Genomic DNA, 15,857 nt, shown 5'->3' on the forward strand with positions numbered 1-15,857 from the left:
GTGATGTCTGTGACGGTTCCTACGCTTGTTTCGCGCCATAGTGACGCTGTGCCTGCCCGGTTTGGGTGGTTGCGCAGGCCGGTGGTTTGGGTGCTGCTATGGGCCGTCTGGTCTTTGCTCTGGTTGGGCTATTACGCCCAACATGAGGTGTTGAACCGTTGGATTTGCCAGGCTGCACCGTGATATTGCGTTTATTACAGGCGGAGGCAGCTTACGATGGGCTGCTGTGGCCCTACCGTGTGCGTGCCGACCGCATCATGGTGTGGATGAACTTGTTCTTGCTGTTGGTGTGTACCGCTCTGGCACCGTGGCGGGCAACCTATGCGGTGGTCGGGCTGGTTGGGTTGCCTACGATGCTGTTGGCCTATGCCTTGGCACAGGCTTGGCCGGGGCAACTGGTGACGCGGCTTTTTATGGGCTGTGCATTTATGGCTTATACCGGCCTCATCATCCACCAGTCTGGGGGCGATATTGAGGCGCATTTTGCAGCCTTTGGCCTGATTGGTGTTTTGCTTTACTACCGCGATTGGCGCAGTATTGTGGCCGCCACGGTGTTTATCTATCTACACCATTTGGTGCTCGGCTATGCCCAAACCTTGGGTGTGCCCGTGTATGTGTTTGACCAGAACAACTTTTGGGTGCTGTTTGGCGTGCATGTGGCGTATTTTTTGCCCTTTATTGCCATGATGGTTTACCTGTCGGTCTGGTTGCGGCGCGAGGGTTATGAGGCCCAGCATGTGATTGTGCTGGCCCAGCAGGTGGTGCAGGGCAATTTGATGGATGATGGCACGCCATCGGCTGTATTGGCCCACGGCAATATGCCGCTGGTGGCCGCTGTGCAGCAAATGAAGCGGCGCTTGCTCGATTTGCTCAAGGTGCTGCCGGTAGCAGCAGCGGTGGTGCGTATTGATACCGGCACCATTGTGAGTATCAATGAGGCTTGGGAGCGCCGCATTGGCCCCTTGGGCGGCAAAGATGACCGCATTGGTGAGTCTCCTATCTGGGCTGATCCGGCCACATGGTCAGACCTGATCGCCCGCATGCACAGTGCGGCAGAAAAGCTCATCAACAAGACCGAGGTGGTGCTGCGCAAAAATGACGGTACGCCCATGATTTGCGAGTTGTCCATTGTGCTGCACGAGGGCGTTACACCCGTAATGGCGATATTGACGGTGGAGGACATCACCTTGCGCCGCCGGGCTGAAGAGACCATGAAGCGTCTGGCCTTTCGTGATGCACTGACCGATTTGCCCAATCGGGCCAGTCTGCAAGTGGCGCTAGAGTTGGCTATCAATGCCAGAGACCAAGGTGGCCAGAGCGGTGTGCTGGTCATGCTGGACTTGGATGGCTTCAAGCCGGTCAACGACCACTATGGGCACGATGCGGGCGATGAGGTCTTGCGCACCATTGGCACCCGATTGCAGTGGCTGAATCAGCGTGCCGATGTGGCGGCCCGCCTTGGGGGGGATGAGTTTTGCTTGGTGCTGGGGCACGGTATCACAGCCCCCGAGGCTGTTGCTACGGCAGAGCAGGTGATTGCAGCGGTGTCGCAACCTATCAGGTTGGGCGATGGGGGGCCGTCCGTGTGTGTGGGTGCCAGTGCCGGGGTGGCATGCTTGACGCCCGAGGTGCACAACATAGAGGATTGGCTCAAACGCGCCGATGAGGCGCTGTACAGAGCCAAGCGCAGTGGCAAGAACCGTGTTTGCACGGCCCCAGAGTGCCAGATGGGTTGAGAGCAGTGGCTAACCTGGCCTACTGCGAGGGCGGGTGTCAACCGCTCATGACCGGAATCTTCGCGGCAGCTCTTGGTACGGTGGGGGCGTAGGGCGGCTCAGGGCAGGTCTTTGTTGGGCACGGCTTGCGCGCTGTCTCTTGGCCCTACGGTGCCCAAGCGGCTTTTGAGCGATTGTGGTTGGCCTGTGAGCAGGGCGGCGTAGTTGGTGGTGTTGGCCAGCACTTTTTTCACATAGTCACGGGTTTCGGTAAAGGGCACGTTTTCGGCCCAAATGGCAGCATCCAGCACTGGGCCGTTGCGCCAGTTGCGTGGGCGGCCTGGCCCCGCGTTGTAAGCGGCAGCAGCCATGGGCATGGAGCCTGCAAAGTCGTCCAATGCCAGCTTGAGGTAGGCGGTGCCGATGGTGATGTTGGTGTCGCGGTCGTTGATCTGCTCGGGGGTAAAGCCTTCCAAGCCAATTTTCTTGGCCGTCCAGCGGGCGGTGGCGGGCATGACCTGCATCAGCCCCGAGGCTCCTACGCCAGAGCGGGCATCCATGATGAAGCGGCTTTCTTGGCGTATCAATCCATACACATAGGCGGGGTCAAGGCCAATGCCTTGGCTGCGGGCTACCACCGTGCTCTGAAAAGGCATGGGGTAACGCTGGGTGTAGTCCATGAGGCTGCGGGTGCGTTCGCTGGTGTTAATGCAGCGGTCCCAGACTTGGCGTTGGCAGGCCAGATCGGCAGCAGCCAGCAACTCGCGGTCTGTCATGCCGCCGGGGGTGTGCAAGTTGGTGCTGTAGTTCCATTCGCGGGTGCCTTCGGGGCGCAGGCCTATTTGTATGGCATACAGCGCCCGTTGCAGCCCAGGGTGGGCACGGGCAGTGGCCTTTTCTTCTGCCGTGAGTGGCGGTGGGGCTGGGGGCAGGGTGATGCTGCGGCCCAACTCTTCGGTTGCCAATTGCTCATAAAAACCACGCGGGCTGGCAATGCCCTCCAGCAGATTGCGCGCTTGGCTGCGCTCGGTTTCTGAGGGTTTGCCCGCCAACAAGGCGCGGGCTTTCCAGTAGACCCAGGTGCTGTCTTGGCGGGCCTCGTCACTCATGGCGTCAATGGCTTGGCGCACAGTTTTCCATTGTCCGGTGCGCAAGGCGGTGCGGGCTTTCCAAGCCAGTAATTCATCGTTCAGGTGCGAGTCGCGCTCTGCCTTTCCAAAATAGTCTTGCGCCAAAGGGGACAGGCGCAGCGCCGCCTGTTTGCCAAGCACTCCCCACACCCAATGGCGCTCTTCGGCGCTCAGGTGGACGCCCCATTTGTTTTCTAGCAGCTCGGCGGCGCTGTCGAGGTTGCTGGCGGCCAGCCGGATCAGGGCCAGCACCACCAGCTCTTGGCGCTGACGGCCTGCGGCGGTGGCGCGGCTGTGCAGGAAGGCCGCGGGCTTGTCATACAGTGCATTGATTTGGGCCACCGCTTCGGGGGCAACAATGGCGACTGCATTGCGCACAGCTCGGGGGCGGTTGGCCTCCATGCTCAGGCGGGCCTCACGCCATACATCCAGGGCTGGCAGTTGGCGTGCAGCAAACAGTTCGCTGGCAGCGTAGGTGCAGCCATCGTCGGCATCGCGGGCGTTGTGCCAGTGGCGGCGCACTTCTTCGGCAATGGCGGTTGCGGGCTTGTGGTTGCGCAACAGGTCGATGGTGAGCGCGTAGCAGCGTACTTCGCGGTCATCTGACATGCGGTACTGGGCATGTTGCTGGCTAAAGCGTGCCCAGTCGCGGCGCTGGCCCAACAGCAGCAGCCAGTCGTTGCGCAGGCGGTCTTCTTGGTAAGTGCCAGCCCAGCGTTGGAAAAACGCCTGAATCTCGTCGGCACTGGCTTCGTCTAGGCGGGCACGCAGTTCCCAGTAGGCGGCCCAAGGCTCCAGAATATGACCACGGGCAGCGGGCAGCAGCAGAGAGAGCTTTTTGCGGTCATTCTTGCGAAAGGCCTGCTGCATCTCCCGCAGCACATCGTCGCCGCCGGAGGGGGCTTGCACCTCGGTGCTGGTAGATACTGCGCTGGCTACACGCTGTGGTGTGCTCGCCAAAGGCGCGGTACAGGCCGCCAGCAGGGCGGTGGCAGCGAAGGGTGTCAGAATCTTGGGCAATTGCATAGAGGAATTATCGGATGGACAAAGCAGCCCTGCGCCGCGCTCTGATTGAACAGCGTCTGAACTTGCCCCACCGGCTGGAGCGAGCCGACCACCTCCAGCAAGTCATGCGTATTTGGTTGTTGAACCGACCCGATACGGTGATTGGCGCTTATTGGCCGATCAAGGGGGAGTTTGATCCCTTGCCTGCGCTGCACCGCTGGAAAGAAGATGGTGAGCTGCTGGATCAGCCCCAGCGCCGCCGCATTGGCCTGCCAGTGATCAACAAGCAGCACAAAACACTGACCTTTCATGTGTGGTATCCCGGCTGCCCTATGGAGGAGGACGCTTACGGCATTCCTAAGCCCAAAGATACCGAGTTGATCGTGCCTACACTGTTGTTTGTGCCCTGTGTGGGCTATGGGCCTGGTGGCTACCGCCTGGGTTATGGCGGTGGCTTTTACGACCGCACGCTGGCGACCTTGCAACCGCGCCCCACCACGGTGGGGCTGGGCTATACCAACGGCTATCTGGACGAGTTTGAGCCCGAGCCGCACGATCAGCCACTGGACGCCATCCTCAATGACAACGGTGTTGTTTGGCCGGTATGAAGATTTATATGGTGGGTGGCGCCGTGCGCGACCGTCTGTTGGGCCGTCCGGTCAACGACCACGATTGGGTGGTGGTAGGGGCCACACCCGAGCAGATGGCAGCCCAAGGCTTTTTGGCGGTGGGGCGGGATTTTCCGGTGTTCTTGCATCCGCATACCCGTGAAGAATATGCCTTGGCCCGCACCGAGCGCAAGAGTGGGCGCGGCTACCGCGGGTTTGTGGTGCAGACATCGCCCGACGTGACGCTGGAAGAGGACTTGTCGCGGCGTGACTTGACCATCAATGCCATTGCCTCACTGACTGATCCGGTCACGCCCGAGAGTTTGGTCGACCCCTACGGTGGCGTGCAGGATGTGCGCGACAAGGTGCTACGCCATGTAACGGATGCCTTTCATGACGATCCGGTGCGCATTTTGCGTGTGGCGCGGTTTGCAGCACGGTTTACCGACTTTACGGTGGCTCCAGAGACACTGGCGCTGATGCGCTCGATGGTGGAGCATGGTGAGGCCGACCACTTGGTGGCCGAGCGTGTGTGGCAAGAAATCAGCCGGGGGCTGATGGAGCCACAGCCCTCGCGCATGTTTGAGGTGCTGCGCCAATGTGGTGCCTTGCGTGTGGTGCTGCCCGAGGTAGATCGCCTCTGGGGCGTGCCACAGCGTGCCGAGTACCACCCGGAGGTGGACACGGGCATCCACTTGATGATGGTGCTGGACATGGCAGCCCGGTTGCAAGCGCCGCTTGCAGTGCGCTTTGCCTGCCTGACGCACGATTTGGGCAAAGGCACGACCCCTGCCGATATGTTGCCGCGCCATATTGGCCACGAGCAGCGCAGCGCCCGGTTGCTCAAAGGCCTGTGTGAGCGCCTGCGCGTGCCTACCGACTGCAAAGAGCTGGCGGATGTGGTGGCGCGAGAGCATGGCAATATCCACCGCAGTGGCGACTTGGGGGCCGCGGCCTTGCTGCGCTTGTTAGAACGCTGCGATGCCATCCGCAAACCGGCCCGGCTCGACGAGATTTTGCAAGCCTGCGAATGTGATGCCCGTGGGCGGTTGGGTTTTGAGGAGGCAGCCTATCCGCAACGCGCACGACTGAATGCTGTGTTGCAGGCAGCTTTGTCGGTGGTGACGGCCGATGTAGCGGCATTGGCTGCTGCCAGAGGCCAGCAGGGCAAGGCCGTAGGCGAGGCCATTCATGCCGCACGGGTGCAGGCTGTGTCTTTGTGGCTGGGTCGGGTTTGCGCTGCCTCCGATTGAACCAGTGTCCTGCGCTTTAGGGCCGCACCGACTGCACCCAGCGCACGATGTCTGGGGCACTGAGGGCGCCAGAGATGCGCGCTAGCTCTTGCCCCCCTGAAAACAGCACCATCGTGGGGATGCTGCGGATGTGGTAGGGCGCTGCCACCTCAGGATGTGCTTCGGTGTCGAGCTTGGCCAGGCGCAGTTGCGGCTCTAGCTGCCGCGCGGCTTGGGCAAAGGCCGGGGCCATTTGGCGACAGGGGCCACACCAAGGCGCCCAAAAGTCCACCAGCACCGGAAGATGGCTGCGCTGCACATGGCGGGCAAAGCTGTGGGCATCGAGCGCCAAGGGTTCTCCCATGAACAAGGGCCGATGGCAGCTGCCACAGTCGGGGGCGCTGCCCAAATGCACGGCCTGTACACGGTTGGTGGTGTGGCAGTGCGGGCAGACAATATGCAGGGCTTGGGTCATGGCAGGCTTTCGGACAGGAACAGATGTGCTCTGAGATCGGGCCGCCAGGGGCCCAATTCAAGTTGTTGTTACCACCATTTGACTGCCAAACTGAGCAGCACACTCAGCAATACGGTGCTGGCCAGCGGAATAAACCAATCTCGGCCAAACAGTCGGAAGGAAAAATCGCCTGGCAGCCGCCCCAGTCCCAGCTTGCGTAACCAAGGGGCCAGTCCGTTGATAAACACCAGTGCCAGAAAAAGGACGATCAGCCAGCGGATCATGGGAGGTGAGGGATGGGGGCGTGGCTTTGCTTAAAGCCGGTGGGTGCGGTCGCCACGGACAAAACCGATGGCCTCCCAAGGTTGGCCTTTGCACAGCGCCAGCACTTTGAACAGTTCCCCCATTTCGTGCTCCATGATCAGCTTGGCCGCCTGTACCCGTTGGGCCAGTGGTTGTTGGTCGATCCGGGCCGCCAAGCCACAGTTGATCAGGAAATGTGCTTGTGTGGTGTAGCCCAGTACGCTCCAGCCCATGCCTTCGGGCAAGGGCTGGTCTTGTGCCGACAACGCTATCGCCGTAAAGTTGACATGGGCCGTGATGTCTTTGAGGCCCACGTCTGCCAGTGGGTTGTCGTCGGATTGGTGCGCCCTGTGACACATCACCGTGCCCATGTGGCGCTGTGGGTGGTAATACTCGCTTTCGCCAAAGCCGTAGTCGATCAAGAAGGCCGCGCCACGGGTCAGGCGATCACCCAAGGTGTGGATAAAAGCCTCGGCTTGTGGATGGATTTCGGTCAGATAGTTGTGCGGGCCTTCAATCTCTACCGGCGGGCGCAGCGTGGTGGGCTGGTCGGCCCAGACAAAGCGGCCGTTTTCGTCCAGTGCTACGCCGCGCTCATGCCACACGCCATCTTGTGCGCCGCCGTGGCGGGCCAGCAATTGCACGGGCATGGCGTCCAACACCTCATTGCCCACGATCACGCCCTCCAATTGTGCAGGCAGGGTATCGAGCCAACGGACTTTATCTTGGTGGGCTGCCAACCGCGTTTGCTGGCGTGCGCGCAGGCTGCCTGACACATCGACGATGGTGTAGCGATGCACGGCATCGCCCAGAGTGTCGAGCAGTTGCAGTGCCAGCGCGCCAGAGCCTGCACCAAACTCCCAAACCTCGTGGGTACCGGTGTGCTCTAACGCTTCGGCCACCTGCACGGCCAGCGTTTGACCAAACAACGGTGACAGCTCTGGGGCCGTTACAAAATCACTGCCCGATTGCGGCAGCGTGCCAAACTTGGTGCTGTCGTTGGCGTAGTAGCCCAGACCGGGCGTGTACAGCGCCAGCGCCATAAAGCGGTCAAAGCCAATCCAGCCGCCAGCAGATTGAATGGCCTGCACGATGTGCTGGTGCAGGGCGGTCGTTAAACTTGGGTGTTCTGTGCTCACAGTCTGCATTGTCTCTGAATGTTTGATTCTTCTCCCTCTTGCGCCCCACCTCGCACGGTGCTGGTCACTGGCGCAGCCCGGCGTTTGGGCCGCCAGATTGCCCTTGCGCTGGCTGCGGCAGGTTGGCAGGTGGCGGTGCATTACCGCAGCTCGGCCCCTGAGGCACTCGATGCGGTGGCAGCCTGCCAAGCCTTGGGCGTGGCCAGTGCCTGCTTTGCTGCCGACTTTGACAACGAAGCCGCTGTGCGCAGCCTGCTGCCGCAGGTAGCTGCCCATTTTGGCACCGTGGATGCGGTGGTGAACAGTGCCTCGTTGTTTGAACACGATGATGCTGCCCACTTCGGCTTTGCCGCGTTGGAGCGGCACCTGCGCAGCAACACGGCGGCCCCCATTCTGTTGGCACAAGCCCTACACCAGCACTTGGAGGCACGGGCCGCAGCGGGCGAGGTGCCAGTGCAGGGCGTGGTGGTGAATTTGCTAGACCAAAAACTCTGGAACCAAAACCCAGATTTTTTGAGCTACACCCTGTCCAAGGCGGCGTTGGAGGCCGCCAACACCATGCTGGCGCTGGCCTTGGCACCGCGCCTGCGCGTGGTGGGGGTTGCACCGGGCCTGACCCTCACCAGCCCCTTTTTGACGGCAGAAAAGTTTGAACAACTGCACCGCTTGAGCCCGCTGGGGCGCTCGTCTACCCCCAAAGATGTGGCGGCCACGGTGCAGTTTGCGCTGGAGAACCGCTCTATCACTGGCACCACGTTGTTGGTGGATGGCGGCCAGCATTTGATGAAATTTGAGCGCGATTTTTCGCTGATGTAACCCGGCGGCGCACGCCTTGATCTTCTACTATGTACAACGCCGCAGGCACCCATATTCTGACCCTGACCGGATTGCGTTTTGACGCCAATTTGGGCATCCTAGACCACGAAAAAACCGCACCCCAGCCCATTCAGGTGGATGCTGAACTCAATTTGGGCACCCAACCGCTGCGCCCGCGCGACGACGACATTGCCCATGTATTGGACTACCGCAAGGTGCGCCAAATCATCATCGACGAATGTACCGCCGAGCATGTCAACCTGCTCGAAAGCCTGATTGGCAAGCTGGCGCACCGGCTGATGCTGTTGCCCGGTGTGTTGGGCGTGCGCGTCAAAATTGCCAAACTCGAAATTTTTGACGACTGCGAGGTTGCCATTCGCGTGGAAACTGGACAGTGGTAAACCAACCCAACCGCCCCTTATGAAAAAATATCTGCGCCCCACGGTCTTGTGGACTGCATTGTTCTGTCTGGGTGGGCTGGCCCAAGCAGCCAGCTTTGATTGCGCTTTGGCCCGTTCGGCCAAAGAAAGAATGATTTGTGCCGACCCTCAGTTGTCTGCGCTGGATGAGCAATTGGATGCCTCCTATAAAGACGCACTAGCGCGCTCAGGGGCTAAATCCACCATCCGCCAGTGGCAGCGTGATTGGCTGAAAAACGGCGAGGTGTCTCGCTGCACAACGGCTGCCTGCCTGACGCAGGCTATGAACACCCGTATTCAGATGCTCGATGCCGTAGCGGGCAGCACAACCCCTGCGGCTCGCTGGCATGGCAGCTATGTGCGCTTTATCAACGGGGTGCGCGACAACGACTCGGCCGAGATCATGCTGATGGGGTTGCATGGCAACAAGGTGTTTGCCACCGGCCATGCCGTTTGGCTTGGGCCTAACGCGGCCCAAGGGCAGGTGCATACGGGTGAAATTGAAGGCGTAGGGCAGATCAAAGCGGGCAAAGCCCTGTTCGACTTGGATGGCTGCAACGCCACCATCGCACTGACCGCTACCGGCTTGGTGGTACAGGAAGAATCAGGCTGTGGTGGATTGAACGTCACCTTTATTGGGGATTACCGGAAAAAATGAACCACTCTTTGGAAACTGGCCACTGGACGGGCGAACTGCCTACGGCCCCCAGCGCAGATAAGGCGCACAAAATTGAACGCGAAACGCACAAGCTAGAAAAGCGCCTGTGCCGTGAAACGGGCAAGGCCATCGTGCAATACAACATGATCGAAGAAGGCGATAAGGTCATGGTGTGTATGTCGGGTGGCAAAGACAGTTTTACGCTGCTCGACATCCTGCTCAAGCTCAAGGCGCGGGCACCCATCCATTTTGACTTGGTGGCTGTCAACCTTGACCAAAAGCAGCCCGGTTTTCCGGAGCACGTACTGCCCGACTACTTGCGCAGCACGGGGGTGCCTTTTCATATTGAAAACGAAGACACCTACAGCATTGTCAAACGCATCATCCCTGAAGGCAAAACCACTTGCAGCCTGTGCAGTCGCCTGCGCCGGGGCATTTTGTACCGGGTGGCCGATGAATTGGGGGCGACCAAAATCGCCTTGGGCCACCACCGTGATGATATTTTGCAAACGCTGCTGCTCAATATGTTTTTTGGTGGCAAGCTCAAATCCATGCCGCCCAAGCTGGTCAGTGACGATGGCAAGCATGTGGTGATTCGCCCGCTGGCTTTTGTGGCAGAAAAAGACACCAGCCGTTGGGCCGCGCACCGCAATTTTCCGATTATTCCGTGCAACCTGTGTGGCAGCCAAGAAAACCTGCAACGCAAACAGGTGGGTGAAATGCTGCGCGATTGGGATAAACGCTTTCCGGGCCGCATCGAAAATATGTTCAACGCCTTGCAAAACGTGGTGCCCAGCCATTTGTTGGATGGCCGCCTGTTTGACTTTGCCAACGCCCAAGCCACAGGCATTGCCGATGACAACGGCGACAAAGCCTTTGATACCGAAGAATTCCCAGCACCCTCCAACTTGCCGGGGGTGCAAGTGGTGCAGATAGGTTAAGTGCGATGCAAGCCACCCGATTGATTGCCATTCGCCACGGCGAAACCGCTTGGAATGTGGATTCGCGCATTCAGGGCCATTTGGATATCCCACTCAATGAGGTGGGCCATTGGCAGGCCCGTCAGGTAGCGCACGCGCTGGCTGCCGAGCCCATCACGGCCATTTATGCCAGTGATTTGCAACGTGCCCAAGCCACGGCACAGGCCTTGGCCGATGTGACCGGCGCCCCGTTGACGCCCGAGCCGGGTTTGCGTGAACGCTGTTTCGGTCACATGGAGGGCCGTACCTTTGCCGAGGTAGAGGTCAGCCACCCCGAGCAGGCTCGGCGCTGGCGTCAACGCGACCCACATTTTGCCGCCGATGGCGGCGAGAGCCTGCTGCAATTGCGTGAACGCATTGCAGCCACCACCAACCGCTTGGCGCAGCAGCACTTGGGCGGGCTGGTGGTATTGGTGGCCCACGGTGGCGTGATGGACATTTTGTATCGTCTAGCCACCGGCCAAGACCTGCAAGCACCACGCACTTGGATGTTGACCAATGCCGCTATCAACCGTCTGCTTTGGACTCCTGAGGGACTGACGCTGGTGGGTTGGGCCGATACCCAACATCTGGACGCCAACAACACCCGCGACGAGTCCACCGTTTAAGGGGCGGTGGCCGCCCGTAGCACTGCCAGTGCGGCATCAAAGTCAAAGGCGGCCAGCGCATGGGCAACCTTGTCCAGCACGGGGGCCAAGGCGGTACCGCTGGCTTGGCGTTGCAGAGCTTCGAGCACCACATCGGCATCCACATCATTGTCTTGCAGCAGCTGAACCAACCGTTCCAGATCCGGTGTGAGCTGGGATAGGTGGTGTGCCAACACGGGCGTTGGGGCGGTGGTGGGGGGGGCCAGCGTTTGCAAGTCTGCCAGCACGGGCGTCAGTTGCTCGAGCACGGCAGTGAGCAACGTGTCGATGCGAGCAGCCGGTGCTGCTTCGCGACAGGCTTGTTCTAGGGCGGCTGCGGCAGCTTGCACGCCCTTGGCGCCAATATTGCCTGCGGTGCCTTTGAGGGTATGGGCGGCACGGGTAGCGGCCTCCGGGTCGGAGCTCTGGCGCGCACTGGCAAACTGGTTGGCAAAATCGCCTTGGCTGTCACGAAACTTGCCCAGCAACCGGGTGTATAGGGTCTGGTTGCCCATCGTGGTGGCCAGCCCGGCCTGCACATCAATGTGGGGCAAGGCGGGTAGCGCCATGCTGTGGTGGGCTGGCAGTGGATTGGGCTGGGGAGCAGTGGCTGGCGCTGTGGTGCCAGCGGGCGGCTGTGGATGCACCCACTTGGCAATGGTGGCAAACATCTCGCCCACATTGAGTGGTTTGGCAATATGGTCGTTCATGCCGACTTGCAGCACCTTTTCGCGGTCGCCAGCCATCGCATTGGCAGTCATGGCTAAAACGGGAATGGCATTCCATGCGGGGTTTTTGCGTATTTCTTGGGTGGCGGTGTAACCATCCATCACGGGCATCTGGCAGTCCATCAAGATGCCATCAAAGCGGCTGTCGTGGGCCAAGATGTCGAGCGCCTCTTGGCCGTGGTTGGCCAGCACGACCTCCATGCCTGCATGGCGCAGCAGCTCCAGCGCCAGTTCTTGGTTCATTTCATTGTCTTCTACCAGCAGTACCCGTGCACCTTGCAGTTGGGTCATGGCATCACGCTGGTTGTCGGCCCGCACGGCAGCACGGGTTTCGGGCATTTTGCAGCGGTTGAGGGCATGACCAATGGCCTCGAGGAGCGATGACGAAGTGACCGGCTTGGTCAGCACAGTGTTGAGCCGTGCGCCACGGGCTTGTGCGGCACTCAGAACATCTTCGCGGCCAAAAGCCGTCACCATGATGATGGTGGGCATCTGTCGTAAGGGGGTTTGTTCAATCTGTAGCACCGTTTCCACACCGTCTTGGGCGGGCATCTTCCAGTCCATCAGCACCAAATCGTAGGGTTGGGCTTGGGCATCGGCCTGTTGCACTTGGGTCAGGGCTTCGCTGCCACTGGAGGCGGTGTGTGCTTCCATGCCAAAGTTGCGCGCCATAGCAGAGAGAATCTCGCGCGCCACGGCGTTGTCATCCACGACCAGCAGGCGCACACCGTGTAACTCTTCGGCGCTGCACATGCGCCGGGGCATGGGGTCGGCTTGCAGGCCAAAACGGGCGGTAAAGTGAAAAGTGGAGCCTTGGCCGGATACGCTCTCGACCCAGATGCGGCCTTGCATCATTTCGACCAGCGTGCGCGAGATGGCCAGCCCCAGCCCGGTGCCACCGTAACGGCGTGTGGTGGAGGCATCGGCTTGCGTAAAAGGCTTGAACAGTTTGGCGCATTGTTCGGGCGTCATGCCAATGCCAGAGTCTCGAATCCAGAAGTGCAACTCCACGCCATCGGCGTTGGCTGACAGTTTCTCGATGCCGAGTACGATCTCGCCCGTTTGGGTAAATTTGACGGCATTGTTGCCCAGATTGATCAGCACTTGGCCCAAGCGCAGCGGATCACCGCGCAGCGCAGTAGGAACATCGTCCGCGGCGCTGAACAGCAGCTCTAGCCCCTTCTCTTCGGTTCTTATACCGATCAGGTGGGCCATGTTGTCCATCACGTCTTCGAGGCGAAAATCGATGACTTCCATGCTCATCTTGCCCGCCTCGATCTTGGAGAAGTCCAGAATGTCGTTGATGATGCCCAACAGGCTTTCACCAGCGCGGTGCACTTTCTCAATGTAGTTGCGCTGCTGTTTGTCGAGTGCGGTTTGCAGCGCCAGGTGCGACATGCCAATGATGGCATTCATGGGGGTGCGGATTTCGTGGCTCATGTTGGCCAAAAAATCGCTCTTGGCTTGGGTGGCCTCTTCGGCAATTTCTTTGGCCCGCACAATAGCCGTTTCGGCCATTTTGCGTTCAGTGATGTCAAGCAGCCAGCCCAGAATGCCCTCCTCGCCGTCGTAGACAATGGGCATAAAGCTGGTGAGCATGTTGCGCTCGTGGTGGTCTTTGTCATACATGCGAATTTCTTGGCCATGTACCACCTCACCGTGTTGTAGCGCATCACTGATGCGGGCGCGGTCTTGCACATCCACATAAATATCTTTGGCGGCATCGCCCACCCGGCTGCCGAACATGGCTGTGAATTGTGGGTTGGTGAAGCGAAACCGCCCCTGGGTGCTAAAGGCTATGCCAATCGGGCTGCGGTCTAGGATGCTTTGCAGCCGGGCACGCTCGTCCAGTAATGCCTGTTCGGCCCTCTTGCGTTCGGTAATGTCGCGAAACACCATCACGGTGCCAACCAGTTCTCCGTTTTTCCAGGTGGGTTGGGTGGTGTATTCCACCGCAATGGGTGTGCCGTTCTGGTGCCAGAGCACTTCATCGTCGGTGCTGCGTGCTTGTCCATCTTGGGTGGTAAGCCGCATGGGGCATTCGTCAATGGGGTAGGCACTGCCATCGGCGTGGCTGTGGTGCAGCAACGGGTGTATGGGCTGGCCGAGCAATTGGGCTTCGGTGTAGCCCAAAATGGTGGTGGTAGCCGCATTGGCGAAGGTCAGCCGCCCTTGCAGGTCTAAACCTACGATGCCGTCGTTGACGGAGGCCAAAATCAGGCGGCTGTGTTCTTCCAGTGCGGCCAGCCGGTCTTCGGCGGCTTTGCGTTCACTGATGTCGCGCACGGCCATGCACAGGCTGCCACGGCGTCCGCCCACGGCGGGCAGTGTAGACAAACCAACCTCTACAGGAAACACGCGGCCATCTTGGCGCATACCATTCCATTGCAGGCTGCTGTTGCCCTGTGTGTCGCAGGGGGGCGGGTGGTCGGTTTCGGCGGTGTCGCGCAGGGCCACGGGGAGTAGCCGTTCAATCGACTGCCCAACTAGCGTGCCTGGAGCGTAGCCAAACATGGCTTCCAGCGGTGGGTTGGCGAGCAGGATGGTGTCGTTGTCGTCGGCCACCAGCATGCCATCTGGCGCTGATTCAATGATGCTGCGGTACCAGGCTTCTGTGTCGCGCAGGCTGTTTTGTTGGGCTTCGAGTTCTACGGCCTGCTCCTCCAACGTCACGGCTTGCTCTTGCAGGGCTTGGGCTTGGCGCTGGGTCTCGTTGAGCAGTTGGCTGGTACTGAGGCTGCGCTCTAGGATTTCGATGTTCATAGCCAGCAGTGGCATCAGGTCATCGAGCAGGGTTTGTTCTTGGGCGCTGATGGGGTCGAGCAGTGCCAACTCCAGCACCCCCAACAGGCGTTGTTTGTGCAGTACCGGTAGGATGGCCACCGCACAGGGCGTGGCATCGCCCAGGGCCGAGCCGATATGCACATAGTGCCCAGGCGGGGGTTGCAGCACGATGGGGTTGCGGTCGATAGCGCACTGGCCTAGCAGGCCTTGGCCCAAGGCTAAATAGGAGGGCAAAGGGGGGCACTGACGATGGGCATAGGAGCCCAAGAGGCGCAGCCGTTGCAGGTCTTCTTCGTGCTGGTAGAGAACGCCGTAACCCAATTGCACCAGTGGTGCCAGCTCACGAAATAGGGTCTGCGACAAGGTTTGCAGGTCAGCCGCAGCTTGCAGGTTTTGCGCTAAGTTGGACAGGTGGGTTTTGACCCAACTTTGGATTTCACGCTGCTGCGCGCCTTGCTGCAATACCTGCACGGCGCGGGCCATGGCCCCCACTTCGTTGTCCCACCCGGTGTGCGGTATGGGTTGTTGCAATTGGCCTTGGGCCAACTGTTCCACGGCTTGGCGCACCTGTTCGCTCGGGCGTCGAATAGAGACCACCATCACCCAGCCCCAGACACTGCCCACTACCGCCCCCAGTGCCAGCAGCAGGTAGCTCCAGGTGAGGCTCTCTCGGCCACGCACCTGCACTTGCAGCATGGTTTGGCGGGCTTGCTCTTCCAATTGGCTGGCTACTTCATTGACTGCGGTGATGGCCTGCACGCCAATGCGTTGGAGCTCACTGGAGTTGAATTGGGCAATGGCCTGCTCAGTCTTGCCTTGCTGTAACAGGGGGAGAACCTGCGCTTCAAGCTGGCGCAGATACTGCTCGTATCCAGCCTGGAAGCGTTGCAGGGCTGCCCGTGTCTGGGGGGGCAGTGGCAATGTCTGCAAGGTATGAAGCTCTTGCCATACCTTGGTGCGTACTTGGCTGATCTGTTGCAGCATGTCGGCACGCTGCAACTCGTTGCCTGCCAGCAGGGCTTGGCGCACCACACGCCCGAGCAGAATAGACTGGGCCTGTATTTCTTTGCTGCGCGACAAGCCTATCAGGTCGGTCTCGTAACTCTGCTGCATTTGCACCTGCAATTGCTGCTGGGTGTGGATGCTGGAGGCATTGAGCACCATCAGCAAGGCCAGCCATACGGCAAATCCGGTCGCTAGTTTGGTGCGCAGGGATTGGCGTTCAAAGAAGCGCAGCAATGGGGGCATGGCATGGTGCTT

Annotated in this window: 13 protein-coding genes; 8 read left to right on the forward strand and 5 right to left on the reverse strand. The window is 60.1% G+C overall.

The window, feature by feature from the left end; all coding sequences use genetic code 11:
* Positions 1-179 precede the first annotated feature (179 nt).
* A complete protein-coding gene (locus ACYVB2_RS11135; RefSeq protein WP_382432914.1) occupies positions 180-1,736 on the forward strand; it encodes a diguanylate cyclase in 1,557 nt (518 codons plus the stop codon).
* A 98-nt stretch (positions 1,737-1,834) separates the two neighbouring features.
* Here ACYVB2_RS11135 and ACYVB2_RS11140 read toward each other — a convergent pair whose 3' ends face one another.
* Positions 1,835-3,871, reverse strand: coding sequence for a lytic transglycosylase domain-containing protein (locus ACYVB2_RS11140; protein WP_382432916.1), 2,037 nt, complete (start codon positions 3,869-3,871; stop codon positions 1,835-1,837).
* 14 nt (positions 3,872-3,885) lie between these two features.
* Between ACYVB2_RS11140 and ACYVB2_RS11145 the strand changes: the two genes are divergently transcribed.
* Both ACYVB2_RS11145 and ACYVB2_RS11150 read left to right on the forward strand, forming a co-directional pair.
* Complete coding sequence (locus ACYVB2_RS11145) at positions 3,886-4,458, forward strand: 5-formyltetrahydrofolate cyclo-ligase (RefSeq protein WP_382432918.1); 573 nt, start codon at positions 3,886-3,888, stop codon at positions 4,456-4,458.
* The gene (locus tag ACYVB2_RS11150) at positions 4,455-5,711 is read left to right on the forward strand and encodes a multifunctional CCA addition/repair protein (RefSeq protein WP_382432920.1); all 1,257 of its coding nucleotides are present in this window, start codon (positions 4,455-4,457) and stop codon (positions 5,709-5,711) included. Before ACYVB2_RS11145 ends, ACYVB2_RS11150 begins: the two co-directional genes overlap by 4 nt.
* Positions 5,712-5,727: 16 nt before the next feature.
* Here ACYVB2_RS11150 and trxC read toward each other — a convergent pair whose 3' ends face one another.
* The 3 genes from trxC to ACYVB2_RS11165 form a co-directional block, all read right to left on the reverse strand.
* Positions 5,728-6,165, reverse strand: coding sequence for a thioredoxin TrxC (gene trxC, locus ACYVB2_RS11155; protein ID WP_382432922.1), 438 nt, complete (start codon positions 6,163-6,165; stop codon positions 5,728-5,730).
* A 68-nt stretch (positions 6,166-6,233) separates the two neighbouring features.
* Positions 6,234-6,428, reverse strand: a complete 195-nt coding sequence (locus ACYVB2_RS11160; protein ID WP_382432924.1) for a DUF2905 domain-containing protein — start codon at positions 6,426-6,428, stop codon at positions 6,234-6,236.
* Between the two features lie 30 nt (positions 6,429-6,458).
* On the reverse strand, positions 6,459-7,595 hold the full coding sequence (locus ACYVB2_RS11165; RefSeq protein ID WP_382432926.1) for a class I SAM-dependent methyltransferase: 1,137 nt from the start codon (positions 7,593-7,595) through the stop codon (positions 6,459-6,461).
* Between the two features lie 9 nt (positions 7,596-7,604).
* Here ACYVB2_RS11165 and ACYVB2_RS11170 point away from each other — a divergent pair, with 9 nt between their 5' ends.
* Genes ACYVB2_RS11170 through ACYVB2_RS11190 form a run of 5 tightly spaced genes read left to right on the forward strand, consistent with a single transcriptional unit; the run spans position 7,605 to position 11,067 of the window.
* On the forward strand, positions 7,605-8,402 hold the full coding sequence (locus ACYVB2_RS11170; protein ID WP_382432928.1) for an SDR family oxidoreductase: 798 nt from the start codon (positions 7,605-7,607) through the stop codon (positions 8,400-8,402).
* Between the two features lie 29 nt (positions 8,403-8,431).
* Positions 8,432-8,803, forward strand: coding sequence for a dihydroneopterin aldolase (locus tag ACYVB2_RS11175; RefSeq protein ID WP_382432930.1), 372 nt, complete (start codon positions 8,432-8,434; stop codon positions 8,801-8,803).
* 19 nt (positions 8,804-8,822) lie between these two features.
* Complete coding sequence (locus ACYVB2_RS11180; RefSeq protein WP_382432932.1) at positions 8,823-9,479, forward strand: lysozyme inhibitor LprI family protein; 657 nt, start codon at positions 8,823-8,825, stop codon at positions 9,477-9,479.
* Positions 9,476-10,420: a tRNA 2-thiocytidine(32) synthetase TtcA gene (ttcA, locus tag ACYVB2_RS11185; RefSeq protein WP_382432934.1), complete on the forward strand. Its 945-nt coding sequence runs from the start codon at positions 9,476-9,478 to the stop codon at positions 10,418-10,420. The genes ACYVB2_RS11180 and ttcA overlap by 4 nt, the downstream gene beginning before the upstream one ends.
* A gap of 5 nt (positions 10,421-10,425) precedes the next feature.
* Positions 10,426-11,067, forward strand: a complete 642-nt coding sequence (locus ACYVB2_RS11190; protein ID WP_382432936.1) for a histidine phosphatase family protein — start codon at positions 10,426-10,428, stop codon at positions 11,065-11,067.
* Here ACYVB2_RS11190 and ACYVB2_RS11195 read toward each other — a convergent pair.
* Positions 11,064-15,845 (reverse strand): PAS domain S-box protein, encoded by a 4,782-nt coding sequence (locus tag ACYVB2_RS11195; protein ID WP_382432938.1) that lies wholly within the window; start codon positions 15,843-15,845, stop codon positions 11,064-11,066. The two genes, ACYVB2_RS11190 and ACYVB2_RS11195, sit on opposite strands and share 4 nt — an antisense overlap.
* Positions 15,846-15,857 lie beyond the last annotated feature (12 nt).

This window comes from Giesbergeria giesbergeri (assembly GCF_054779375.1).